This window comes from Algoriphagus alkaliphilus (assembly GCF_900103735.1).
Lineage (GTDB): Bacteria > Bacteroidota > Bacteroidia > Cytophagales > Cyclobacteriaceae > Algoriphagus > Algoriphagus alkaliphilus.
In genome coordinates, this window is record NZ_FMXE01000031.1 from 23356 (window position 1) to 46474 (window position 23119).

The 23119-nt window shown below is 41.2% G+C and carries 25 protein-coding genes; 8 read left to right on the plus strand and 17 right to left on the minus strand.

All coding sequences use genetic code 11. The features are described 5' to 3' along the window. Positions 1–149: 149 nt before the first annotated feature. Together BLQ81_RS17465 and BLQ81_RS17470 are read right to left on the minus strand one after the other, a co-directional pair. Positions 150–620 (minus strand): DsbA family protein, encoded by a 471-nt coding sequence (locus BLQ81_RS17465; protein WP_139183664.1) that lies wholly within the window; start codon positions 618–620, stop codon positions 150–152. Between the two features lie 82 nt (positions 621–702). Continuing rightward, positions 703–1710, minus strand: coding sequence for a vitamin K epoxide reductase family protein (locus BLQ81_RS17470; protein WP_092732833.1), 1008 nt, complete (start codon positions 1708–1710; stop codon positions 703–705). A gap of 138 nt (positions 1711–1848) precedes the next feature. Here BLQ81_RS17470 and BLQ81_RS23175 point away from each other — a divergent pair, with 138 nt between their 5' ends. Next, entirely contained in the window at positions 1849–2091 is a 243-nt protein-coding gene (locus tag BLQ81_RS23175; protein ID WP_092732836.1) for a helix-turn-helix domain-containing protein, read from the plus strand. A 221-nt stretch (positions 2092–2312) separates the two neighbouring features. Here the strand turns inward: BLQ81_RS23175 and BLQ81_RS17480 are convergent, their stop codons facing one another. Continuing rightward, the gene (locus BLQ81_RS17480) at positions 2313–3443 is read right to left on the minus strand and encodes an ATP-binding protein (RefSeq protein ID WP_092732839.1); all 1131 of its coding nucleotides are present in this window, start codon (positions 3441–3443) and stop codon (positions 2313–2315) included. A 468-nt stretch (positions 3444–3911) separates the two neighbouring features. On the opposite strand from BLQ81_RS17480, the gene BLQ81_RS17485 reads away from it, so the two are divergent. Next, positions 3912–5045 (plus strand): ATP-binding protein, encoded by a 1134-nt coding sequence (locus BLQ81_RS17485; RefSeq protein WP_092732842.1) that lies wholly within the window; start codon positions 3912–3914, stop codon positions 5043–5045. Between the two features lie 51 nt (positions 5046–5096). Here the strand turns inward: BLQ81_RS17485 and BLQ81_RS17490 are convergent, their stop codons facing one another. From BLQ81_RS17490 to BLQ81_RS17510, 5 genes are all read right to left on the minus strand, one after another. Further along, entirely contained in the window at positions 5097–6209 is a 1113-nt protein-coding gene (locus tag BLQ81_RS17490; protein WP_175454271.1) for a DUF4221 family protein, read from the minus strand. A gap of 62 nt (positions 6210–6271) precedes the next feature. Beyond that, positions 6272–6490 (minus strand): TIGR04149 family rSAM-modified RiPP, encoded by a 219-nt coding sequence (locus BLQ81_RS17495; protein WP_092732849.1) that lies wholly within the window; start codon positions 6488–6490, stop codon positions 6272–6274. A gap of 88 nt (positions 6491–6578) precedes the next feature. Further along, positions 6579–6833 (minus strand): cysteine peptidase family C39 domain-containing protein, encoded by a 255-nt coding sequence (locus BLQ81_RS23180; protein ID WP_217636681.1) that lies wholly within the window; start codon positions 6831–6833, stop codon positions 6579–6581. 128 nt (positions 6834–6961) lie between these two features. Next, positions 6962–9730, minus strand: a complete 2769-nt coding sequence (locus tag BLQ81_RS17505) for a carboxypeptidase-like regulatory domain-containing protein (protein WP_092732852.1) — start codon at positions 9728–9730, stop codon at positions 6962–6964. 13 nt (positions 9731–9743) lie between these two features. Further along, positions 9744–10058 carry a hypothetical protein gene (locus tag BLQ81_RS17510; protein ID WP_139183665.1) on the minus strand — a complete coding sequence of 105 codons (315 nt, stop codon included), beginning with the start codon at positions 10056–10058 and terminating at the stop codon, positions 9744–9746. A 137-nt stretch (positions 10059–10195) separates the two neighbouring features. On the opposite strand from BLQ81_RS17510, the gene BLQ81_RS23185 reads away from it, so the two are divergent. After that, entirely contained in the window at positions 10196–10462 is a 267-nt protein-coding gene (locus tag BLQ81_RS23185) for a helix-turn-helix domain-containing protein (RefSeq protein ID WP_092732858.1), read from the plus strand. A 78-nt stretch (positions 10463–10540) separates the two neighbouring features. Here the strand turns inward: BLQ81_RS23185 and BLQ81_RS17520 are convergent, their stop codons facing one another. The 6 genes from BLQ81_RS17520 to lipB form a co-directional block, all read right to left on the minus strand. Continuing rightward, complete coding sequence (locus BLQ81_RS17520) at positions 10541–11170, minus strand: rhomboid family intramembrane serine protease (RefSeq protein ID WP_092732861.1); 630 nt, start codon at positions 11168–11170, stop codon at positions 10541–10543. A gap of 3 nt (positions 11171–11173) precedes the next feature. Further along, positions 11174–12160: a polyprenyl synthetase family protein gene (locus BLQ81_RS17525; protein WP_092732864.1), complete on the minus strand. Its 987-nt coding sequence runs from the start codon at positions 12158–12160 to the stop codon at positions 11174–11176. Further along, entirely contained in the window at positions 12117–14324 is a 2208-nt protein-coding gene (gene rnr, locus BLQ81_RS17530; RefSeq protein ID WP_092732867.1) for a ribonuclease R, read from the minus strand. Before rnr ends, BLQ81_RS17525 begins: the two co-directional genes overlap by 44 nt. Before the next feature lie 49 nt (positions 14325–14373). Next, positions 14374–15126, minus strand: coding sequence for a 3'-5' exonuclease (locus tag BLQ81_RS17535; RefSeq protein ID WP_092732870.1), 753 nt, complete (start codon positions 15124–15126; stop codon positions 14374–14376). An 11-nt stretch (positions 15127–15137) separates the two neighbouring features. Then, positions 15138–15539 carry a hypothetical protein gene (locus BLQ81_RS17540; RefSeq protein WP_092732873.1) on the minus strand — a complete coding sequence of 134 codons (402 nt, stop codon included), beginning with the start codon at positions 15537–15539 and terminating at the stop codon, positions 15138–15140. A 261-nt stretch (positions 15540–15800) separates the two neighbouring features. Beyond that, on the minus strand, positions 15801–16517 hold the full coding sequence (lipB, locus tag BLQ81_RS17545) for a lipoyl(octanoyl) transferase LipB (protein ID WP_092732876.1): 717 nt from the start codon (positions 16515–16517) through the stop codon (positions 15801–15803). A gap of 82 nt (positions 16518–16599) precedes the next feature. On the opposite strand from lipB, the gene BLQ81_RS17550 reads away from it, so the two are divergent. After that, positions 16600–16956: a YraN family protein gene (locus BLQ81_RS17550; RefSeq protein ID WP_092732879.1), complete on the plus strand. Its 357-nt coding sequence runs from the start codon at positions 16600–16602 to the stop codon at positions 16954–16956. A 10-nt stretch (positions 16957–16966) separates the two neighbouring features. After that, positions 16967–17494, plus strand: a complete 528-nt coding sequence (locus BLQ81_RS17555; RefSeq protein WP_092732882.1) for a YSC84-related protein — start codon at positions 16967–16969, stop codon at positions 17492–17494. On the opposite strand, the gene BLQ81_RS17560 is transcribed toward BLQ81_RS17555, so the two are convergent. After that, positions 17495–18349, minus strand: coding sequence for a toxin-antitoxin system YwqK family antitoxin (locus BLQ81_RS17560; protein WP_092732885.1), 855 nt, complete (start codon positions 18347–18349; stop codon positions 17495–17497). A 132-nt stretch (positions 18350–18481) separates the two neighbouring features. On the opposite strand from BLQ81_RS17560, the gene BLQ81_RS17565 reads away from it, so the two are divergent. From BLQ81_RS17565 to BLQ81_RS17575, 3 genes are all read left to right on the plus strand, one after another. Next, positions 18482–19684 carry a pyridoxal phosphate-dependent aminotransferase gene (locus BLQ81_RS17565; RefSeq protein WP_092732889.1) on the plus strand — a complete coding sequence of 401 codons (1203 nt, stop codon included), beginning with the start codon at positions 18482–18484 and terminating at the stop codon, positions 19682–19684. Between the two features lie 92 nt (positions 19685–19776). Continuing rightward, positions 19777–20487, plus strand: coding sequence for a glycosyltransferase family A protein (locus BLQ81_RS17570; protein WP_092732892.1), 711 nt, complete (start codon positions 19777–19779; stop codon positions 20485–20487). 51 nt (positions 20488–20538) lie between these two features. Further along, positions 20539–21342 (plus strand): DUF4422 domain-containing protein, encoded by an 804-nt coding sequence (locus BLQ81_RS17575; protein WP_175454272.1) that lies wholly within the window; start codon positions 20539–20541, stop codon positions 21340–21342. 53 nt (positions 21343–21395) lie between these two features. On the opposite strand, the gene BLQ81_RS17580 is transcribed toward BLQ81_RS17575, so the two are convergent. Together BLQ81_RS17580 and BLQ81_RS17585 are read right to left on the minus strand one after the other, a co-directional pair. After that, complete coding sequence (locus BLQ81_RS17580; RefSeq protein ID WP_092732898.1) at positions 21396–22139, minus strand: glycosyltransferase family 2 protein; 744 nt, start codon at positions 22137–22139, stop codon at positions 21396–21398. Positions 22140–22221: 82 nt separating this feature from the next. Beyond that, positions 22222–23010 carry a glycosyltransferase family 2 protein gene (locus BLQ81_RS17585; protein ID WP_092732901.1) on the minus strand — a complete coding sequence of 263 codons (789 nt, stop codon included), beginning with the start codon at positions 23008–23010 and terminating at the stop codon, positions 22222–22224. Between the last annotated feature and the right edge of the window lie 109 nt (positions 23011–23119).

Here is a 23119-nt window from a genome sequence, read left to right on the forward strand (position 1 = left end):
AGATTTTAAGTTTACCTAAACTTAACCTTTTCATTGTTTTTTTTTGGTTTTAAAGTTTACCCATTCCCCAGACATTAAGGTCAGCCAGAGTCTCTGACCATTCATCGCGATTGAATATTTATTATCCCACCCTAAAGATTTCCATTTATTTAGGTGAGTATATACTTCAGATCCTCCACATTATACTCCTTAGGCAGTTCATAACCGTCAATAAACAGGGTTGGTGTATAAGAGATGTTTTCCTTTTCACACCAATCCTCCATAGCCTTCATTTTTTCCTCCTGTTGTATCAGTTCACCATTCATCGGATATTTGGCAGCAAATGCACTATAGTCTTTCTTCTCAGCTCCGTACCAATCATCTAAAGCCTGTTGCGTAAGTTTTGAATCACCTTTACTCTCTATAGCCAGTAAATGCCGGACTGTTTTTTCTTTTTGCTCGTCCCCTCTACCGGGTGTAAAAAGAATCTGAAGGTCAATATTTCCCGTATCAAAAAGGCTTTCCAACACCGGATGAACCCGGGAACAGGGATTACAATACGGACTGCAGACTTTAATGACTTGGTGTTTCGGCGTTTCCCCCTTCATCAATATCCCAAGACCCTGAGGTACGTTCTGCATCTTTCTGGATTGTGAAAATGCTGCTTGAAATAGTTGCTTATTGCTCTTAAGTTTAGCGAGATCTCTCTTTGCCTTATATAGTTCATCCTGCCGTCCAAGCATAGGTTTGATCCACACGCCTCCCAAGACCACTCCAGTGAAAAGAAAAAGAAACAAGCCAAGAGCTGAAAAAGAAAGCCCTCCTTCCCAAAAACCCCCCCAATACTGCCAGGGCTTCCAAAACCAACACCCCCTGAATCAACAAACAGAACCTGCACCACTTCTTGATAACCATCCCCTGATAATAAAAGGAGTAGATCACCACAGGAATGGTTGTCATACTTAACCAGGCAAGGAATGGCATGGAGAATAAAGCTGAGCTCACCAGCAGTCCCAACCCGGCAAAGAAGTAAGCGGATGCCAGCATACTGGGATTGATCCTGCCGTCCAATAACTGGAACGCCTTTGAATCCAACACGGAATTGCAATCAACACTTTTCCCACCCGAGCAAAATTTCTGAAGAGTAGGATTTTCCTTGTCTTGCTGATACCAGAGCAGCACACCCGAGATAGACAATCCCAGTAACTTGAGCAAAAAATAGAATAGGAACAATCCTGAAGATCCATTCTCAACTAGGCCAAGTCCCAATCCTAACAAGAAGCTAACTACACCTAGCACCACTAAACCTCGAATGATACGCTGATCCCGGGTCTTTTGCCCGATTTCCGGTTCGGTTGCATTTTCCTTGGTTTCAACCAGTAAACACACACCAGTCCACATCTTCAGGAAATCCAACCGGGATATATCCTTTTGCTTTCCTTTTTCATCAAATACGGAAACCATATTTTCAGAAACAGCCGTGATCACATTAAAGAAAGTACCATTTGCCAGCGATACCTGCACGATTCCCGGCAAAGGAAAGTCATCCAATCGCTCCGGACCCAGCTTGGCTGCTACAGATTCCACTCCATACTCCTCCAGGGTATCTGAGAGGGAAAGTAAGCTTGGATACTGGGGATGGGTGAGTATCTTTTCCTTCAGGAATTTCCCGGTGAATGGTACCTTAAGTGACTCCAGTAATCTCTTGCAAATGATCAAACAGTTTTCCATTGATTGGTAATAAAAATTCAACTAAATTTTTTGCCGTTTAAAATTATTGGATAAATTTGAACATTACGTTTTTAAAAGACTATACCGTATTTACTAACTTTCAGTAAATTTTTACTAACCCAATTAACCTTTTTCCGAATGGAAATAGGCCATCACCTGAAAAAATCCAGAGAATCCAAAAGACTAAGCCAGCATGAAGTATCCGAGCTTTTAGGAGTTTCACAAAAGACATTATCCAATATCGAGAGTGGTAAAACACAACCTTCGGTTATTCAATTGGCAAAAATGGGTGAAATATATGGCCTGGATGTCCTAAAATTATTATCCGAAAATGGGATACATTTATCCCCCCCCCCCAAAAAAAAACCTATCGGAAGCTGAGAAAGAATTACAACACTTGAAAGAAATGCTCGGGAAGATTATTAGAAAATGATAGTTCAGACCTTTGAGGTTTTAAAAAACCTCGAAGGTCTTTTTTTTACATCAGAACCATACACTATAAAGAATCCGATCTTACCAATCCATCAGGATTGCTAGCCAAAACCAGCTAGCGGAACGTAGGAAAAACTCAAACCTGATCTACTGAAAGATTCGATTTAGAACTACCTGACAAATCCCTCAAAGTTACTTCGACTCACGACATTCGTCTGATGATTGGGATAAGACTGAAGGAAGGATGCAGGAAATCTGACCTTTTTATCCTGCCATTTCAATTCAAATGCATGAAGGATTCCATCAGTTTCCTCGAGGTAATCAATCTCAGCCTGATCGTGGGTCCTCCAAAAGTAGCTGTTGACAAATCTTCCGGCATAGGTGTTAGCTTTCAACCGCTCTGAGATCAAGAAATTTTCCCATAAGGCACCTTTATCTACCCGCATTTCTGGCAAGGTGAAATTATTGATCAGTACGTTACGGATGCCATTGTCGAAGAAGTAATATTTCTTCCCTTTTTTGATTTCATTTCTCAAATTTCGGTTGAAGGCAGGAAGTTTGAAAATGACGAAGGCCTTCTCTAATAAATCCAGATACTTCTCCACGGTTGCGGTATCAATGTTTCCGATGATTTGGGCTAATTCATTATAGCTTACCTCACTGCCCACTTGAAATGCCAGAGCCTTTAATAGTTTTTCCAGATGGCTTGGTTTGCGGATGCCGTCCAACCTCAGTACATCTTTGTAGAGATAGCTTTGGGCTATTTCGATCAGAAGTTCTTTTTCTTTTCCTGGATTATTGACTACATCAGGATAAAATCCAAACATGAGACGAGTGTCCAACAATCGTTTGGCCTCCAAAGCAGAAGTGAGATTTTCTGTTTCCAAATAACTAATTGGATAGAGATGAAAGGTTCTCTTCCTGCCAGTAAGTGGCTCTGAAGTTTGATCTTGAAGATCAAATGCAGAGGAGCCTGTCACAATCAGCTGAATGTCAGGTCGATTGTCATAAATTAGCTTTAGTTTCTTTCCGATATCAGGAATTTGTTGGGCTTCATCTATGATCACTAATTTCGAATCTGTACCAATCAGGTGAATCAATTGGGTACTTGTCACGGCAGAAGTAAAGGCTTCCAAAATATCTGCTTCATCTGCGTTGAACCAGGTATAAGGTGAATTGATCTCTTTTACCAATTCTTTCAATAAGGTGGTCTTGCCGACCTGCCGAGCTCCCAAAAGGATGATTACTTTACCTTTGAAACAGCTTTGGATTAGCTTTTCTGATAGTTTGCGTTTGATCATTTCTGTAAATTGGAATTCAAAATTGCTTAATTTTTCGATTACAATCCAAAAAAAGGGCCTAAATTTTCGATTACAATCTAAATATTCGGCTTTATTGGGGATTCCACCAGCCTAAACCACCGCAAACTAGCCAAACGAGCAGTCGATTGACCCTTTCCAAAAAAAACTAGTTGGGGTCGAAATAGAAGCAAAGCACCTGAAAGAAATGCTCGGGAAGATGATCAAAAAATGACTCAGTAAACCTGCCAGGTCTTTCTTTTTCAAAACAACCTGAAATCCTTAATCTGCTCCAAAAACATCCCCGCACTCGTGGGAGAAAGAATCAGATTAAACACAATCCCAAAAATAGCTCCGCACAAGTGGGTGCCTAGATTCATATCGATTCACCTTAGGTTCTATGACAGTTTAACTCACCAAAAAATATAACTTTTGGTGAATCAATTCACCAAAAAGAATTACTTTTGGTGAATGAATGAAAATAGGATCCAAAGAATACTTAAAGAAAAGCTTTCTGCAAAACTATTTAAAGGGAAGACCATCGTACTGATCGGAGCAAGGCAGGTCGGCAAAACAACTCTGGTTCGCGAGATACTTAAAGATCGAGCGTTTTTGTTTCTGGACGGAGATGATCTGCTGGTCAAACAGCAATTGACCAATCCCAACACCAAGCAAATCGAAACCCTCATTGGCAACTCCAAAATTATTTTTATCGACGAAGCTCAACGAATCGAAAACATCGGAATCACTGCTAAAATTATTCATGATCAATTTAAGCAGGTGCAATTGATCTTAAGTGGTTCTTCTGCCTTCGAACTTAGAAGCAATACCCATGAGCCGCTCACCGGAAGAAAATTTGAATATTTTCTTTATCCCATTTCCTATGAAGAATATGAGAAATCGGTTGGCTATTTGGATGCTTTGCGGGATTTGGAGCATCGCCTGATTTTTGGCTTTTATCCAGATGTCATCAATCATCGCGGAGAAGAGCGGGGTATTCTGAATGAAATCACGCAAAGCTATCTGTTTAAGGATATTCTCGCTTTTGCTACCGTCAAAAAACCTGAGGTCTTGGAGAAGATCCTTCAAGCACTTGCTTTTCAACTCGGCTCCGAGGTCAGCTACAATGAATTGGCTCAGTTAACCGGAGTAGATAAAAACACCGTTTCCAGTTATATCCGCCTACTTGAGCTGTCTTGTATCATTTATCCACTCACGTCATTCAGCAGAAATCTTCGAAACGAAATTAAGACCAACCGGAAAATCTATTTTTATGATAATGGAATTCGAAATGCCCTAATTCAGAACTTCAATCCATTCGAATTTCGAAATGATATTGGAGCCTTGTGGGAAAATTTTTTGATCACCGAGCGACTAAAGCGAAATCATTACCATCGGGCGTATGCGAATACGTTTTTTTGGCGCACCAAACAGCAGCAAGAGATTGATTACTTGGAGGAGGCAGATGGAAGAATTTCCGCATTTGAATTCAAATGGAATCCAAATGCCAAAGTCAAGAAGCCATCCCTTTTTTTGGAAACCTATCCAGCTGATTTTATGGTGATATCAAAAGATAATTTTAGAGACTTTGTGGGCTTATTTTAGAAATCAATCCATGCTTAGGTTGAATTCAATTCTAGAAATTAGATAAAGCCATTAAAAAGGATTCGCAAAAATCAGCAAACCAGGTTCGTCGTCAAAAGGTGCTGCTAGGTAAAAAGTCGATTCTTTGAGAAACATCTTCTTGGGTTTGATTTTGACTCCTTCCAATTGAGTCTCCCTTGTCAAGGTCAAATCCAGATCATATTCAAATAAAAAGTTGTCATAGGAAATACCATCCGAAGCCAGTCGATAGCCGAGTCTATAGAGCTTTTCATTTTTTTCATCGGCTACAGGTCGTAGAAAGTTCATCCGCTTTTCTAATTCCTTTTTAAACTCCTTTTCTTCCGTATCATTTTTGGCTCTGAAAATTTCTTCAATCGGCACCAAGTCTTCGAAAAACTTTGAACTGTTAGGCTTGGTGTTTACTGTATCTCCATTATCCAAGTAAGCGGTCATATTGGGTAAGCTACGGTTTACGATTAGAAATCCGCCGGAAAAATCATTAATTACAAAAGAAGGAGAAGAATAGAAGGTGAAGGATTTGACCATGGAAATCATAGATGAATTCTTTATCAAATCGACGGATGGAATCTCTCTTAGAAGAATTGAGTCGCTTTTCGGATTATAGCTTAGAACCTCCGACTCAATCGCGCCAATTTCTCCTGTCGTGAAGTGGAATTGTTCAGCCTTATATAAGAACCCAACATTAGAGAATTTTTTGGCCAATTCAGGATTAAAATAAAACAGGTGATCTACACGTATTTTATCCACTAGTCTTCCTTCCAAATTAAAAAAATAGAAAACATTATCACCTTGTGCGATAAAGTTTTGGTCATCCAATCGCTGAAAGTCTATCAGCCAGTCTCCAATACCATCAGGACCCTCGGAAGGCATTTTTAAGGTCGAGAGAAGTTTTTTTGTTTTTAAATCAAGGGTGTATAAAAATCTCTTTTCAAGGTTGAAAATATAGTAAGAAGAGGCATCATCTGACATCGCTGAAGAAGCCAAGAATTCACCTTCTTCTCCTAGATCGATGATTTCATTCTCGGAGCTAAAAATCAGGGTGTCAATTTTAGAAAGGTCTTTTGATAAAGGTGAAACGGACTTTTCTTTGCACGAGAATAATGCTCCTATTAAAAAGAGAGGGATGATTATTGATTTTTTCATTTTGATAAGAAAATGGATCCAATCAGGAAAATCAATTCCTGATTGGATCCTTTTAAAAATTGTCATTGAATGATCTCATAACATTGAGCAATACCTGATGCACAATCACCTCCTCCTTGTGCTTCTGCTGTAGCTTTATCCGAATAATTACCGGTCCAACTACCCACACTGTTGTAGCATGTACATCTAAATCTTCCACCGCCTATTACTGATTTCATTTGACTTCGCTCGAGCACTTCTTCTGAAGAGAGTTTGAGCATTTCTAAGCTTAACTTTTTCATGTTAAATATTTTTATGTTTAAGAATCTTGACTGGAATCTCCAATCATTAGATGTCAAATTATCTGGTTATTAAGCGAATACCTATACCCTAATTACTAAGTTTCAGTAAATAGTTACTCAATTGGCTATTCCTAATTGCCCTTTGATTATCCACTTCGCTGTAGGCTGAGGTACTCTTTATAAAATTTTCAAAGCTTAACTTGGCACAGATGGTCTTAAATCCCATCGCCTCTGCTGCATCACTAAGCTTCAATAGGCTGCTTCCTTCCCGAGTGGTCTCCGATATTTCCCGGATTTCTTTTAAGGAAATGAGCTTCCCAAAGTGCTTTGAGATTATTCGCAAGCAAGTGGGTCCACAGTCTTTGGAATCGGGTTGGGTTTAAAGGGGGAAAGTTTTTTTCAAGATTTTATTTATCTATAAATTATGAAAAGTAAAACTTGAAAAAGACGTTTTTATTTACCTTAAAATAGCTATTTATTTATTTCAATCATTTCAAATATCACCTCTCCATCCAAACTTCTGCCCTCTACTTTGATGCTAAAGCGCTCGACGCCATACGGAACCTTAATTTTGACCTTATATACACCATCGGTGGTTTCTGCCAGCGGATCCCAATAAATTGTTGGTTTTTTAGTTAGATATCGATCTGATGATGGCGCTTTCGAAAACTCAGGGAAAGCTGTAAAACCTGGAACAGTAAAAAACTGGAAGCCTTCGGAATTGAATTTTGTTTGGATTTCAGGGTTTATTCTAAAACCCTTTTTGGTCTCAATCATAATTACCCCTGCATATCCAGCCATTCCAAAAACAGCTTTACTGATATTGTCAGAATAAACTTTGATGGATAGGAGTTGAGACGGCTCTATTGAATTAAGTAGAAAATCCAATAATTCTCCTTTTTCCATATACGGCCTCGGTGATCCGTCCAAAATTAAAAGGGGGGCACCTACTTTTTCACCAAAATTATAGTTTCCAAATTTTGCTGTGTTTGTATTAAATCGAAGTAATCCTAAAATTTCTGGCATTGTTAGTTTTTCCAATTCCTTGGGACCAACTTCTTGGGTCGGTGCTCCATATCCGTAATTTCGCTCGGCCATGGTTTCTCTCTCACGAGTTTCCTCTTTTACAAACTCTTCCAAAAGCATGTAATCTCCAGAGGTATCCAAAAAATAATCTTTGGATAAAATAGGTACTTTCTGATAGGTAAGTTTAGGCAGGTCGACTCCAAGTTCTGGTTTACCTAATGATTCTAGTTCCACTGATCCAAATGGTTTGAGCTTTTGATTCACGGCAGCCACTGCTATCTGGGCAGTGTCTTGATAACTTAACCCAGTCGCCCAAAAGTAACCTGAAGAATCTGTCATGACCTGACCATAATCTTCCAAATCTCCCCGAACTATCGTGATGGGCTGGATTAGTCCCTGACGCTGATTATCGGGAATAAATTTCCCTTTTAGGGAAATTCCGTACTCCACTGAATAGCTTAGCCTGTTCTGAAAAGTTTCTGGCAAATCTTCATCTAGCCATTCCGTGGCTTGCTCCAAGCTACTCTCTTCAGTCAATTCCGTCACCTGATCCGCATCTGAGATCGAGAGCACAAATTCTGCGGCAATAGGGTTATCAAATTCATCCATAAAAGTCAACTGTAAATCCATCATACGAAAGTTCAGCGAATCACTGAGCTCAGCATCTGATTTAACCTTTATGTTCCCAGGAAAGGATTCTTTTGCTGCTTCTGTCAATTCAGGTATAAAACCAGCCTCCATCACAATAAATGGAGCTATGAATTGATCACTTTCGGGAAAATTACGATTCCAATGGGTGTAAGCTCTCAGTCCATAATCTCCCGGACTTAAATCCTGAGCCAACACAAGCGCACCTGAGATTTTACCCTGCAAAATGGGAAAGGTAGCCGACTGCACGATCTCATTATTTGCTTTGAGGATATCCACATAGAGTACCCGACTCAGGGAATCCGCCAGAAATGGATCTTGGTAAAGTACCCTCCCTCCAATCCAGGCTGTCTCGCCGGGATAGAAATAGGGCTTACTTGTGGTCAGCCAGACTTTTTCCCGGAGTTTATTGATTTGAAATTCAGCCTTTGAATTTGAAATTTGTGATTTTTCATGGCTCAATGCCAAGGTAGGCTTGACTTCAAAGTCAAGTGGAAGTGCTCTTGCTACCCGCTCTCGTGCCAAATAACCTGACAATATTAACTTAGTTGGGTCGATGAGTACTCCGTTTCGATCGATATCGTAATAACCATCGGGAGCTTCAATCCAGCTAATTGGGTTGAAGATATCTTTGTAGTAATCATTCCCCCATTTTTTTCCCAAGTGATGAATTTCAATTTTGTCGGGAAGAAAAATTCGAAAAGTCTTGTCTCCTAAAGGTCTTCTCAAGATAGAACTGTTTTCCAAGGGGATAATCGTCTCGTTTAATTCTAAGTTAAACACATTAGTCCTTCTTCGATCTAATTGCCCAGATACCACTCTAAACATTTCAAAATAAACAGAATTTGATACGTTCAATAAAATAGATTGGTTTAAATGTCTAAGCGAACTTATGTAGCTTGATTGCCGAGCCTGTTCCCACCTAAATTGTTCTTTTGAATCAGATGAATTAAGTGACCTAAAAAATACCTGACCTGAAAAACTAGATCCAGTTCGTAACATTCTGAAATCTTGCAAATGATATTCAATCTCATATCCGAGTGCTTCGTTTTTTATCAAGAGTGGCTCCTTCGCATACGCTCTGATGTAATTCGCCCCCTTATCAGGATTTATTTTATCATATTCTATTACCCAGGGGTTTAAGATTTCTATCTGAGATTTATAGGGATCATCAGGTAATGCCAAAAAAACACTTTCAAATTTTCGAAAATTCCGCTCCCAAGATTTATCGCGCTTGGCTTTCAGTTCCACTTCGGAAAGATTGGACTCATTAAATGCCAGCTCAAAAATCACTTTCACCTCATTGTTGTTCTCAAATGAGATGGTCCTGACTTGCGTCACATAGCCCACAAATGAAGCGACCAACTCAATCTGAGCAGGGAAATCACCGGATAAGCTAAACTTCCCCTCACCATCAGTCGCTATTCCTTGAGTGGTGTTGTTGACAAAAATATTGGCAAAAGGAAGCGGAAGGCCAGAGCCTTTTTCCTGCACCACTCCGCTGACTGTCTGAGCAGATATGCTTCCAAAAGCAAAAAAGAAGAAGATAAAATAGAGAGCTCTCATGGGGTGGACCAGATCAGATAAATTGTCTGAATTTTACAAGTTTTTTCAGAATAAAGGTAGTCAGGTGCAGCAAAATCCATCCTCGAAGTACTTCCACACTCATTCTGTCTAAAAACAGCATGATCTGCGCAAAGAGAAGCTGATCCAATTTATTTTCCCCAAGTTGGAGGGCAAGGCTTTCTAGCTTGTACTCAGCCAAAGTATCCGAGATAGCCAATAAGGACTCCGGTTCAGGATGTGTGCTCAATTTTTCCACCAGAAAACGCGGTGTAAAAGGGACTCCCAAGGACCACAATAAGCTTTTACAAACTATCAAACAGTTATCCATTGCCATGAAATAAAAATTGGACTAAAATTTTGTCGTTTAAAATGATTAGATAAATTTGAAAAATACGAATCGTAAAGACTATACCGTATTTACTAAAATTCAGTAAATTTTTACCAAGCCAATTAAACTTTTAACCCATGGAACTAGGCCATCATCTCAAGAGAGCGAGAGAATCCAAACGGATGAGTCAGCACGAAGTAGCGGAACTTTTGGGCATTGCTCAAAAAACTTTGTCCAATATGGAGAGAGGGAAAACTCAGCCTTCTGTAATTCAATTGGCAAAAATGGGTGAGATATATGGCCTGGATGTCCTAAAATTATTATCCGAAAATGGGATACATTTATCACCCCCCCCCCCCCCAAAAAAAACCTATCGGAAGCTGAGAAAGAATTACAACACCTGAAAGAAATGCTCGGTAAGATGATCAAAAAATGATAGTTCAGACCTTCTAGGTTTTCAAAACCTGCCAGGTCTTTTTCTTTTAAAACAAACTAAAATCCTTAATCTGCTCCACAAACATCATGGCACTGGAAGGCGAGAGAATCAGAATGAAAATAATTCCGAAAATCGCCCCGTATAGGTGCGCATCGTGGTTGATGTTGTCCCCTCCCTGTTTTCCTTTGACATAAGAATAGATCAGGAAAAGAACGCCTAGAATGAATCCCGGCAGACAAATGATCCCGAAGAAGCAGATGTCCGACAAGGGCATCAAAATTATACTTGCAAAAACAGTTGCGGCCGTTCCCCCCGATGCACCCAAAGCCCGGTAATAACTGTCATCTTGGTGCTTTTTGTAAGTGGGTAAATCTGAAATGACTATTCCCAGAATGTAAAAAGCCACAAATAAAACTCCTCCCAATACGACACCAAACTTGTACCGCAGGAACATTTCCACCACACCTCCAAAGAAGTAAAAGGTGAACATATTGAAAAGCAAATGCATGTAATCCTTGTGGATAAAACCCGAAAGCACAAAGCGGTCCCACTGGTTGCGATGCTTGATCCGATAGGGCATAAACATCCACCGGTCCATCATCTCAGGGCGGTTAAATGCAAGAATACTCGTGATCGCAGTGATTGCGATAATGATAACTGTCAACGATAATTCCATGGCTTATTTTTCCCGGTGGATCAGGTCTTGAGTGATGGCGTAGAGTGCTTGGTAATATTCCGGATTGGAAAAATGAATGCTTTCCAGCTGCGCAAATCCGGCATCGAAATAGGAATTCATCTTCGCCTCGGTAAGCGATTTGATTCCCAGTTTTTCATAAAGTGCTCTGACGGCAGTTACTTTTTCTGCTTTGCCAAATTCTTTGAGCGAAAGCCAATAATTCAACTCTTCTGCATCTTTTCCTTTGGCAAGCTCCAATGCTTTGATCAAAAGGAATGTCTTTTTATTCGAAATGATGTCTCCACCGACCTGCTTTCCAAACTTAGCCTGATCGGCAAATACGTCCAACAAATCATCTTTAAGCTGAAAACCAATTCCAATATCAACTCCAAACTCATAAAGTTTATCCGCGTCCCCTTTTTCTGCACCGGCTAAAATTGCTCCGAGCTGCAAAGCAAAACCCAACAAAACCGCAGTTTTGAGACGGATCATGTTGAGATACTCGTCTTCATGCACTGTTTCATAGGCTTCGAAGTTCATATCAAACTGCTGTCCCTCGCAAACTTCTGCTGCTGTCTTGTTGAAAAGGCGGATGACTTCAGAAAGCAATTTTGGATCAGTTCCCAAAAGCAAATCATAGGCTCTTACGAGCATCACATCCCCCGAAAGGATAGCAATATTTGCATTCCATTTTTCATGAACAGTCGCTTTGCCTCTTCGCAGTGGGGCTTGATCCATGATGTCGTCATGCATCAGCGAGAAGTTGTGAAAAACTTCCACAGCTGCCGCCTGACTTAATATTTCTTCAGGGTTTTTGCCATAAAGTCCATAAGCCAAAAGAGAAAGAAGCGGTCTGATCCGCTTCCCTCCGAGGCTCATGATGTAGCTGATGGGTTCGTAAAGTTCCCGGGGTGATTCTCCGAAACTGTGAGAGGTAATATGATGCTCAAGCCTTGTTAAAAGGGCGTGGGCGAGGCTTTTTTCTGTCATTATCTGCAAATTCCAAATCGATAGTTCTTCGGTCGATGTCGGTATTAACTACCCTGACCATTACTTTGTCACCCAAAGTGATCATTTTTTTATTTTTGCTGCCAACCAGTCGCATATTCCGCTGATCAAATTCATAGTAATCGTCATCCATGTCCTGAACTCGGATCATTCCCTCACATTTGGTTTCGGTGATTTCTACGAAAACTCCCCACTCGGTCACACCGGCGACAATACCCTCGTAATCCTTCTGCTCAGCAAGAGACATAAATTCCACCTGCTTGTACTTGATGGAAGCGCGTTCTGCATCGGCAGCTCGCTTTTCACGCTCTGAGGAATGAAGACACTTTTGTTCCCACGACTCAGCTTCAGGAGATTTGCCTCCATCGAGATAATGTTCCAAAAGTCGATGAACCATCATATCCGGATAGCGACGAATCGGGGAGGTGAAGTGGGTGTAATGTGCGAAGGCCAACCCAAAGTGACCCTTAGGCTCCGTGGTGTATTTGGCTTTGGCCATACTGCGAATAGCCAATTGCTCTAAGACATTTTGCTCAGGTTTACCCTGTATTTCATCCATGAGTTTGTTCAGGGCTGCTGAGATTTTTTGGACATTGGTTACATCCATCTGATGACCAAAGCGCTTTGCAAAGCCGGAGAACGTTTCAAGACGGTCTATATCCGGGCTGTCGTGAGTTCGGTACACGAAGGTATCCATGCCATTATTTTTCTTGAAGATGAATTCGGCCACATACTTATTAGCCAAAAGCATAAATTCCTCGATCAGCTTGTGAATGTCTTTTCGCTCTTTGACAAAAAGTCCAAGTGGCTTACCTGCCTCGTCCAATTTGAATTTGACTTCGACGGTTTCAAAGTTTACCGCACCCTGATCAAACCGCTTCTTTCGGACCATTTTTGCCAAGTTATTGAGCAAAGTCAATTCTTCAAAGAAGTCTCCGGCTTGATTGTCGATGCATTCCTGTGCTTCTTCGTAAGCGAATCTTCGGTCAGAATGGATGACGGTTCTCCCGATCCAATGCTTGAGTACGTTCGCATTCCGATCCATTTCAAAGACGCAGGCAAAGGTCAATTTATCTTCATTTGGACGAAGTGAACAGAGTCCATTGCTCAACCTTTCGGGTAGCATCGGAATCGTCCGATCCACCAGGTAAACCGAAGTAGCCCGGTTGAAGGCTTCTTTTTCCAAAGCAGTTTTTGGCTTGACATAATGCGTCACATCAGCGATGTGTACGCCTACTTCCAAGTTTCCATTTTCCAGAACTCGGTATGATATCGCATCATCAAAATCCTTGGCATCAGCAGGATCAATCGTGAAGGTCAGTACATCTCTGAAGTCCTTTCGGGCTTTGATTTCCTTTTCTGTGATCTTTTCTGAGATCTCATTTGCCTCAGCGTCCGGCTCCTGAGGATACTCGAACGGAAGCCCGAACTCCGCCATGATGGAGTGGATTTCCACTTCGTGCAATCCGGCTTTCCCAAGGACCCGGATGACTTTGCCGGTAGGATTTTTATCATCTTCCCGCCATTCGGTGAGTTTGACGATGACTTTTTCATTGTGCTCTGCGCCCATGAGTTCGCCACGATGCACGAAGATATCCTTGTGCATTTTTTTGAAATCCGGTACTACGAAAGCAAAGCGGGGGGAAATCTCCACCCGCCCGACGAATTCGTCTCGGCTCCGTTCCATGACTTCAAGCACTCGCCCTTCTGTCCGGCCGGTCTTTCCTTTCAATGGAAAAAGCATCACCCGAACTTTATCTCCATCAAGCGCCTGCTTGAGGTCGGCATCTTTGACCAAAATATCTCCATCTGCTACTTCCGGATTATCCGGAATGATGAAGGCAAATCGTGGATTTACAAAATCCACGGTTCCTGTGATAAAGGAAGGATCCTTAGTTGAGCTGAAGTAGTTGCGTGAATTTTTGGATACAGCTCCGGAATCAACAAGTTGCTGGAGAATCGGTTCGACCCCGCCTTTTAGGAGGGAGTCACGGATTTCCAGCTTTTTGGTAATCTGTTTGGAGTTGAATTCTTCTCCATAGTTGGAGTCTAAAAATTGGAGTATTCGACGTGCCAAGTTTGCGGCATCATCGGATGGTCTTCTAATTTTATTTTTTGAGTTTTTTCGTTCTGGTTTTCTTCCCATGATTTGGGGTGTTTTTATTCAATGTAAAAAGATTTAGACGCCTTCGTCATTAATCTTTGTGATCTTTTTTTGATTCTTCTGAATGGACGATTTCAATTTCCAATTCATCGGATTGTGGATGCATGGCCATGTAGATGCGTGCAGTCACTTCTACATCCCGGAGGCAGTATTTTTTGATTTTTTCGAGGTCATTTTCGTGATAAAAAACTGTGTTGACCTGACTTCCGTCGATTCCGTCCTTCGATGTCGGAACTCCAAAAACCGCTGCCAAAAGCTCCAGCCGGGTATAATGCTTGTAATCGCCAAATTTCCACAGTTCCATGGTGTCCAAATGACGCACTTCCCAAGGTTTTTTGCCGGCTATCTGAAGCGGTTCAGGCAGAGGGATTCCCTGAATCAGCATTCTCCGGCAGAGATAGGGGAAATCAAATTCTTTTCCGTTGTGTGCGCAAAGCAGCCACTTTTTCTTGTCTAATAAGTCTTTTAATGCCAAAAGAAGTTCCCGCTCATCGGAATCTCCGAATATCTTGGATCGGAAGACCAGTTTTTTATCCTTCTTTTTGGATTGGAAAAAACCGACTCCGACGCAAATGACCCTGCCAAATTCAGCATGAATTCCCGCGCGATCGAAATATAAGGAGCCGGGTTCGACCTCCTCGGGATTTTCCATTCGAATCAATCGTTCTTTTTTGATCCATTCCTCCTGAAGCCGGGGATCAAGCTCCTCAAATTTTTCAGTCAGGGAAGCAGTTTCAATATCTAAAAATAAAATGTCGCTGAGATGATCAAAAAAGTCCGCCATTTGGTCAAAGTTTAGATGTGAAGGATACCCTCCAACCCCAGTTCAGGGATTCTGCGGAGGTGGGCAGGATCAAAACTGCCTGAAGTAAAGATAAACTTTTTGTCAAAAATCTGATCGAGGATGTAATAGCTTACCCAAAATTCATTGGTCAGATTGAAAACTTCGGGGTCAATGGACTCTACTTTCGCGACCGATTCTGATCCAAGTTCTTCGATCATGTGGCGAAGTGTGGAAGTCTGTCGCTTTTCCCCATCCAGGATTCCGTAACCTTTGGAAGTGATCATGACTGTCTTCAACTCGATCAGGTTGAGATTGATGATATAGACATTCCACTCGGTTCCTGTGGATGATTCACTTTTTGCAATGGCTAACTTTACCCCAGTAACAGGAGAAAAATCAATGTCTTTTTTCATTGTTTTTATTTTAAAGGAGATTGTCTCATAACTGCTGCTTGTCACATTGAGAGCCGTGCTGTGGAGGGAAGTTCAAATGCGCCATTATTCTCTGTAAATTGCCTTCGACTACAGTCACCCTGAGCGGAGTCGAAGTGTCAGGCTGACACCATCACCCCTTTTGATATAGCCCATTGCCTCTTATTTTCTACCTTTGTGAGGCATCCGCGAAGCTTATCTCGCGCAGCCTATCTCCAATTATTTCGCGAAGCTTATCTTTTTTTAAATAATCTCCATTTCGAATAAATCGCCAAGATGATTTTTGACTTTTTCCTTCGCTGCACTTACATCCACTGGCCTTCCCAATTCCAAATGAAGTGAAGTCACTGCTTTGTCGTCAATGCCGCAGGGGATGATATGACCGAAGTAGCTGATATCAACATTCAGGTTAAATGCAAATCCATGCATGGTCACCCATCGGCTGGACTTCACGCCCATGGCGCAAATTTTACGGGGATTTTCCTGTTTGACATGATCTAGCCAAACTCCAGTCAACCCATCAATCCGTCCAGCTTCCACTCCATAATCGGCCAAAGTCAATATGATCGCTTCCTCGAGTAGACGGAGGTATTTGTGGATATCGGTAAAGAAATTGTCCAAATCCAAGATTGGATAACCTACCAATTGACCGGGACCGTGATAGGTGATGTCTCCGCCACGGTTGATTTTGTAATAGCTCGCGTGATGATTTTTCAGTCCTGATTCGTCCAAAAGCAGGTTTTCCGGCTTTCCGCTTTTCCCCAAGGTATAGACATGCGGATGCTCCACAAAAAAGAGGGAATTGGGTGTGGCGACCTGTTTTTCTGATGGAAGATTTCGGTTTTTGATTTTGAGGGCGACCGTTTCTGCGAAAACGGCCTCTTGATAATCCCAAGCTTCTTGGTAATCCATCCGGCCCAAGTCTCGGAATTTTACGGTTTTATTGATAATTTCGTTCATATGATTTCCTTCCGGAATTCCCTTTTAACAGCCAATCAGGCTGAAGCGTTCTTTCGATTTTTCAAAATTAATCAAATAAACCATGGCTGAACATAATGATACCGGAAGACTCGCCGAGCAGCTCGCCGCAGATTGGCTGGTGAGTAAGGGGTACGAACTCTTGGACACCAACTACCGACATGGGTACGCCGAAATTGACTTGGTGATGAAGCACAAGGAACTGCTCATTTTTATCGAAGTCAAATTCCGGTCAGGAACGGGTTTTGGCTATGCGGAGGAGTTTGTGGATTCTACCAAAAAGAAGCTTTTGGTCAAGGCTGCCGACCATTACATCTATGAAAAAGATTGGCACAAAGACATCCGTTTTGACATTGTGGGCGTTTACAGAGATCGAAGTGGAACGGTTAATTTCAGGCACTTCGAAGACGCATTTTACTAAACCAATTATCATGAAAAAAATACTTATTGCTATACTGCTTGGCTTTGCGGTAAATTATTCTTTTGCCCAAACGGATGAAAAGGATGAAAAAATAATAGCAGATTCAGAAGCCGCCAAAGTAGCTTTCCTTAAAGATGATCCGGATATGAATTCCTTTTTTGAGGATTCCTATGGATACATCATTCTTCCTAATGTTGGGAAGGGCGGATTTGGAATCGGCGGCGCAGCAGGAAATGGTGTTGCTTTTGAACAAGGGACTCACATTGGATTTGCTCGAATGACCCAATTGACCATCGGATTTCAGGCAGGTGGTCAGGCCTATAGTGAGGTGGTTTTTTTTCAAAACAAAGAAGCCTTTGACCGATTCAAAGAGGGTAAAATCGAAATGGCTGCACAGGTATCAGCTGTTGCTGCGGCATCCGGAGCTTCGTTAAATGCCGAATATATCGAAGGAGTTGCTGTCTTCACCAGAACCAAAAAAGGCTTGATGTATGAGGCTTCTGTAGGCGGGCAGCAGTTTAAATTCCGCGAAAAATAATCAATTGTCTTTACGGTAAATCAGGTTTCCGTCCTTATCCCATTCCGCCCGAATGTAAGGGCGGAAATTTTTTGTATAAGGTTTTTCCTGATATTGGATCTCCCGTTTTCGGATTGCTTTTGTATTATTTGTATCCCAATATTCGGTCCATAACCCCACCTTTTCACCGTATTTATATTCTCCTGTGACAGCGATCTGTTGATCCTCGTGGAAGTAAAAATAATTCCCTTCTGCGAGGCTGTACTGGATAGGGATGATTTCTTCTATTGATTTTGAGGCTTGGTTGTAATAAGAGATACGCGATTCACGAGGCCAACCTTCTGAAAAGTGATTTTTATCCTGAAGCACGTTTTTGTCATCAAAAAGCATCCAAGTCTTGTGTTTGGTACCGTAATAAAACATTCCGCTTTCGACTACGGTCTCGTTTACTATCCGTTCATAGGGCCCATGAAGCAAGTATCCGTTTCCTTTTGTATAACCTGAAGTTTTGATACTTCTTTCTTTGGAATCATACCAGTACACATCCCGTATGTAAGGATCGGGATTTCGGTCGGCATCTGTGTAGTTGAAGTATTCATAATAAGACTGACCTCTCAGTTCCCGCCGGGTAAAGCCTCTTTGAGTCTTGATCCCAAACCAGATATTTTTCTTGGCCTTTTTCTTTTTTTGCTTCTTCTCTTCTTTTTCTTTTTCCTCGTCAAAAAGAAGCAAGGGAGCAACGGAAGGTAATAGTGCGGAATTGACCACACCTGTAGAATCAGGATCGGACTTTTCTTCCGTGGTTTTCTTTTGGGCAAAAGCCATTTTGCCGGAAATAAATATTAGGATTAGTAAAACAGTTAATCTCCTGCTCATAGAATGGAAAACGGTAGTTATTGCCAACTATTTTATCCAAAAATAACATTAAAGCATCAATTTTGCCGGATTGTTTAGATTTTATAATCTTCTGCCTATTTTTGAGGAATTTGTAAAAAAATCCCACAAAAAATGAATTCTATTCTATCAGACCGAGTACTGAATATGGAAGAGTCAGCCACCCTGGCCATGGCAAAAAAAGCCCGGGAACTGAAATCTCAAGGTATTGACATCATCAGCCTGAGCTTGGGCGAGCCGGATTTTAAGACGCCTCAACACATTCAGGATGCAGCAAAGGCTGCAATTGATGAAGGAAAATACTTTTCTTACTCGCCTGTGGCAGGCTATCAGGATCTGAGAGAAGCGATCGCGAAGAAGCTTAGAGAAGAAAACGAAATCACGGCTGCAAAAGCAGAAAACATTGTCGTTTCCACCGGAGCAAAGCACTCGATCGCCAATGTGTTCATGTGCCTGATCAACGAAGGCGATGAAGTGGTAATTTTTTCTCCGTATTGGGTAAGTTATGCCGAAATTATCAAGTTGGCAGGCGGAGTTCCCATTCTGATTGAAGGCACTTTGGAAAATAACTTCAAAGCAACAGCTTCACAGCTGGAAGCAGCTGTAACGCCTAAAACCAAAGCAGTGATCTATTCTTCACCTTGTAACCCTACCGGTTCTGTTTTCTCCAAGGAGGAATTGGAAGCGATAGCCGAAGTGGTCAAAAAGCATCCAAGCATGATGGTGATTGCAGATGAGATCTACGAATTGATCAACTTTGTCGGTAGAAACTACAGCATTGCTTCTTTTCCGGGTATGTTTGAGCGCACGATCACGGTTAATGGCTTTTCTAAGGGCTATGCCATGACAGGCTGGAGAGTGGGTTACATCTGCGCTCCACTGGAAATTGCCAAGGCTTGCGAAAAAATCCAGGGTCAATTCACTTCAGGCGGAACAGGCATTGCTCAGCGTGCTGCATTGGCTGGGATTTCCGGCGATCAAGCTCCCTCAAAAGCCATGGCAGAAGCCTATCTCAGAAGGAGAAATTTGGTTTTGGGCTTGATCCAAGATATTCCCGGAATCAAAACTCATGTACCTGAAGGAGCTTTCTACTTTTTCCCCGATGTAAGTGCCTTCTTTGGCAAGTCCGCACACGGCTATGATGTGAAAACTGCTGACGATCTTTGCCTGTATTTGTTGGCTATCGCAAATGTTTCTTTGGTCACTGGAGAGGCATTTGGGGCACCAAGCTGTATTCGTTTGTCTTATGCTGCTTCCGATGAGGAATTGGTAGAAGCGATGAAAAGAATTAAAAAGTCCTTAGGCGAACTTGCCTAATTCCAACCTGAAATAAGAACTGGCCCGGATGAAAGTTCGGGCTGTTTTTTTGCCTTGGCAGAAAGGATTAATTTTGACCAAAATCACAATTCATGGCTGAAGTACTGGTGATCACTCCGGTGAAAAATTCGATCGAAACGACATTAGATACGGCTAGAGCAATTGCCGCCTCAGACGTTTCGGTCCGACATATTATTTTCAATGATTTCAGCACTTTCGAGACGAAAGCGAGTTTAGAGGAAAATAAATCGAAAATCGGGTATGATTTAATTCATATCGAAGAGCTGACCGATCATCCTTCGCCAAATTATAAATTGGTTTTGCAAACTTCGCAAAAGATAGCTCTGGAAGCAGGATTGCCACTTTTGGTAATCGAATCAGATGTAGTTGTGAAGCCGGACACGATTTCCAGTTTGCTTTCTCAGCAAAGGAAAAATGCAAAATCCGGGCTCGTTGGATCCGTCACCGTGGATGAAGCAGGATTGGTTAATTTTCCTTACTTGAAATTTAAAGGCGTAAAACAACCGGTAATTCATACACAACGGAGCCTGAGTTTTTGTTGCACGTTGTTCACCTTGGATTTTTTAAAAAGCTATGATTTCATGGGCTTGGATGCAGCCAAGGATTGGTACGACACGTTTATTTCGAAAAAATCAATTGAACTGGGCTTTGAAAACACGGTGCTGATGAATGCTCCGGTTTGGCATCGACCGCATGCAAGTCGGCCCTGGAAGCAGCTGAAATATACCAATCCGTTGAAATATTATTTTTTGAAATTTTGGAAGGGATTGGATAAAATTTGATTGGAATCGGGTTTTAAATTCAAATCGGGAGATCTTGAAAAAGCTATGGAAATGCTTGAATCGATAAAATTGTATATCCTCTACTATAAATCAGGCACTATACTGCCTTTGGGTAGAATATACGAGCCCTTACTCTGCGGAAATGGAAAGGGGATAGAAGATTTCCCATATTTGAGGGATGATGCCGGTATTCAGATCTCTGCAAAGAACGAGTTTTATAGCGAGTTGACCGGGATTTATTGGGTGTGGAAAAACACGAGTCAAGAAATCACAGGTTTTTGTCATTATAGGAGGTATTTTACCTGTCGTCAGGAGCCTTGGTATTATCGCTTAAAGTATTTTTTGACGCATCCATTTAATGTCCAGCGTGGCCCCAATCCCCTGATATATGTCAATAATGTCAAAAAATATACGGATTGGATCTTAAACCAGAACGAGGCTGAGTGCATTCTTGAAGAAAATGATATTATCCTTCCGAGAGCCAGAGTGTTTAGGTATTCTTTAAAAAAACACTACCGGAAGTACCATTCTGCCGTCGATCTTGAGCTGATTGAGAAGATCCTGGCAGAGAGTCATCCTGAATATGTCTCCACTTGGCGAAATGTTCTCGATGGAAATGTGTTGTATGCCAATAATATGTTTATCCTTAAATCTTCCCTTTATCAGGAATTTATGGCGTGGTGGTTTGATGTCTTATTCCGTTTTGAAAGCCGCACAGACTTGGAATCCTATATTGGCTACCAGAGAAGAATTCTTGGGTTTCTTGGAGAAAGATTATTGACACTTTGGGTTATTCATAAAGGCCTTAAAATAAAAGAATTACAGCTTTTGTATTTCAAAAAATTAAAAAAGTAAAGCTTTCGTCCTAGTTTAAAGCTGTTAGGACTTTTTTTGTATAGGCTTAAGATTTAGATGCCCAAAATCTTACACAGATTGGCACCCATTCGTTTTAAGCCAATTTTGAGCGTTTTCACCCATTCTTTTTCATTTATTTTGAATCGGATTTTCCGATGATCTCCTAAATGTTTTACATAACCATTCACTAAAATCACGCCTCGAAACTGGTGTTTGTGAAAGTACTCGTTGCTAAGATCGATTTCATCGGGCCAGTTGGCATAGGGCTTAATCAATTCATAATCTTTGGTGCGGCGCAGTCCGGGATTAAAGGTAAACCCATGGAAGCCTCCCTGAAATCCTGTCTGCAAGTATTTGAATTGAGCTCCGTCCGTTGTCTGGAATATTTCCGATTCCAATGGGTGATTGTTGGTGTCGTTTTGTTCGCGAATCCAGACATTGATTACTTTTTCTTTTTCAAGCAAAACCGATAACGATTTTTCGATGAAACCAGGTTTGTAAAAGAGCCAGTCATCTTCACAGTGAAAAATAAATTCAGTTTTTACGTGGCTGTAGGCCCTGTCAATACTTCGGAGCTGACCCAGCTGTGGGTTGTTATATAAGACCTTGAATTTTGTTTGGGGGAATTTTCGCAGAACATTATTCAGCTTTTCGATATCCGGACTATCTTCAATGATGATGTATTCTTCGATCGGATAAGTGTTGTATTGCAGGAAACTGTGGAGCGTTGGCTCCAGTAGATCGAAGCGTTTACAGCTTGTTAAAACGAATGTTATTTTTGGATGGCTGGAAGACATTTTCCCGATGTAAGTGTTAGATATTCCGATTAGTCGCTATTCGGTCAGTTAGTAAATTGCCATGAGTCTTTCTTTTGATTTTTTACCATCGCTTCTTTCTGACAAATTTGTCATAAGCCCATCCGATGATTCCTTGAGGGGAAGGTTTAAAAATATTTTCGGAGTTGGATAAATTTTTATAATATTTCTTCTTAATCAATTCTTTTTCAGCCAAATAATGCTTCCCAAATTTATTCTGAATATTAAATTGGCTCAAACGTTTTTTCAATAGGTCGAAGCGGTCTAAAAGAAAATCAAGCTTGAGGCATTTGTAATGGAGTAACTTGATGTCGTCTTTTCTGTAAAATTTCAGTGTCCCGGTTGGGTAACATTTGTGGCAGCCGATTTTATAGTTGATTTCATCAATCATATTGGGATTAAATATGATGCATTTTCCAAGTAGCCTGTTGTCTTTAATGCCTGAGGTTATTTCCAGCAGACTATGCTCCGGATAGTCCTCTGCATACATATCAAATCCGTGAGGTTTAATAATACTAACGCCCTGGTTTTTAAGTTCATCCAGCTTGAAAATCAAGTCTGGATGGTATAGTATTTCATCGACATCGCAGACAATGACCCAATCGGCTTTACCTCGGCTTTCTTTCCAGATGTTGTTTTTGATCTGAATATAAATATCATCCCGTATTTCCCCATTCGAGGAATAATTTCTGACTTCTGCGTTTTTATACGAGCGAATAATTTCGGGAGAGCGATCATCCGATTCATTATCCAGGAAAATCATTTTTTCGCAGATCGGAGAATAATAATCAAGAACATAGGGGAGTAGTTTCTCCTCGTTCCAGCAGATTGAATAATAATGAACTATGCTCATGAAAAGTAACCTATTGAATTGATCACAAAAGTAGAAAAATTATTTAGGGTCTGCCGTGAAAAGGTACAAAATGGTCTCACCTTGAAATGAGATTCAGATAGAATCCATT

Excerpts from the sequence above, each read along its gene's own strand:
- BLQ81_RS17465 (WP_139183664.1), bottom strand. The coding sequence starts at position 620 with ATGCAGAACGTACCTCAGGGTCTTGGGATATTGATGAAGGGGGAAACG.
- BLQ81_RS17470 (WP_092732833.1), bottom strand. The coding sequence starts at position 1,710 with ATGGAAAACTGTTTGATCATTTGCAAGAGATTACTGGAGTCACTTAAG.
- BLQ81_RS23175 (WP_092732836.1), top strand. The coding sequence starts at position 1,849 with ATGGAAATAGGCCATCACCTGAAAAAATCCAGAGAATCCAAAAGACTA.
- BLQ81_RS17480 (WP_092732839.1), bottom strand. The coding sequence starts at position 3,443 with ATGATCAAACGCAAACTATCAGAAAAGCTAATCCAAAGCTGTTTCAAA.
- BLQ81_RS17485 (WP_092732842.1), top strand. The coding sequence starts at position 3,912 with ATGAATGAAAATAGGATCCAAAGAATACTTAAAGAAAAGCTTTCTGCA.
- BLQ81_RS17490 (WP_175454271.1), bottom strand. The coding sequence starts at position 6,209 with ATGAAAAAATCAATAATCATCCCTCTCTTTTTAATAGGAGCATTATTC.
- BLQ81_RS17495 (WP_092732849.1), bottom strand. The coding sequence starts at position 6,490 with ATGAAAAAGTTAAGCTTAGAAATGCTCAAACTCTCTTCAGAAGAAGTG.
- BLQ81_RS17505 (WP_092732852.1), bottom strand. The coding sequence starts at position 9,730 with ATGAGAGCTCTCTATTTTATCTTCTTCTTTTTTGCTTTTGGAAGCATA.
- BLQ81_RS17510 (WP_139183665.1), bottom strand. The coding sequence starts at position 10,058 with ATGGATAACTGTTTGATAGTTTGTAAAAGCTTATTGTGGTCCTTGGGA.
- BLQ81_RS23185 (WP_092732858.1), top strand. The coding sequence starts at position 10,196 with ATGGAACTAGGCCATCATCTCAAGAGAGCGAGAGAATCCAAACGGATG.
- BLQ81_RS17520 (WP_092732861.1), bottom strand. The coding sequence starts at position 11,170 with ATGGAATTATCGTTGACAGTTATCATTATCGCAATCACTGCGATCACG.
- BLQ81_RS17525 (WP_092732864.1), bottom strand. The coding sequence starts at position 12,160 with ATGACAGAAAAAAGCCTCGCCCACGCCCTTTTAACAAGGCTTGAGCAT.
- rnr (WP_092732867.1), bottom strand. The coding sequence starts at position 14,324 with ATGGGAAGAAAACCAGAACGAAAAAACTCAAAAAATAAAATTAGAAGA.
- BLQ81_RS17535 (WP_092732870.1), bottom strand. The coding sequence starts at position 15,126 with ATGGCGGACTTTTTTGATCATCTCAGCGACATTTTATTTTTAGATATT.
- BLQ81_RS17540 (WP_092732873.1), bottom strand. The coding sequence starts at position 15,539 with ATGAAAAAAGACATTGATTTTTCTCCTGTTACTGGGGTAAAGTTAGCC.
- lipB (WP_092732876.1), bottom strand. The coding sequence starts at position 16,517 with ATGAACGAAATTATCAATAAAACCGTAAAATTCCGAGACTTGGGCCGG.
- BLQ81_RS17550 (WP_092732879.1), top strand. The coding sequence starts at position 16,600 with ATGGCTGAACATAATGATACCGGAAGACTCGCCGAGCAGCTCGCCGCA.
- BLQ81_RS17555 (WP_092732882.1), top strand. The coding sequence starts at position 16,967 with ATGAAAAAAATACTTATTGCTATACTGCTTGGCTTTGCGGTAAATTAT.
- BLQ81_RS17560 (WP_092732885.1), bottom strand. The coding sequence starts at position 18,349 with ATGAGCAGGAGATTAACTGTTTTACTAATCCTAATATTTATTTCCGGC.
- BLQ81_RS17565 (WP_092732889.1), top strand. The coding sequence starts at position 18,482 with ATGAATTCTATTCTATCAGACCGAGTACTGAATATGGAAGAGTCAGCC.
- BLQ81_RS17570 (WP_092732892.1), top strand. The coding sequence starts at position 19,777 with ATGGCTGAAGTACTGGTGATCACTCCGGTGAAAAATTCGATCGAAACG.
- BLQ81_RS17575 (WP_175454272.1), top strand. The coding sequence starts at position 20,539 with ATGCTTGAATCGATAAAATTGTATATCCTCTACTATAAATCAGGCACT.
- BLQ81_RS17580 (WP_092732898.1), bottom strand. The coding sequence starts at position 22,139 with ATGTCTTCCAGCCATCCAAAAATAACATTCGTTTTAACAAGCTGTAAA.
- BLQ81_RS17585 (WP_092732901.1), bottom strand. The coding sequence starts at position 23,010 with ATGAGCATAGTTCATTATTATTCAATCTGCTGGAACGAGGAGAAACTA.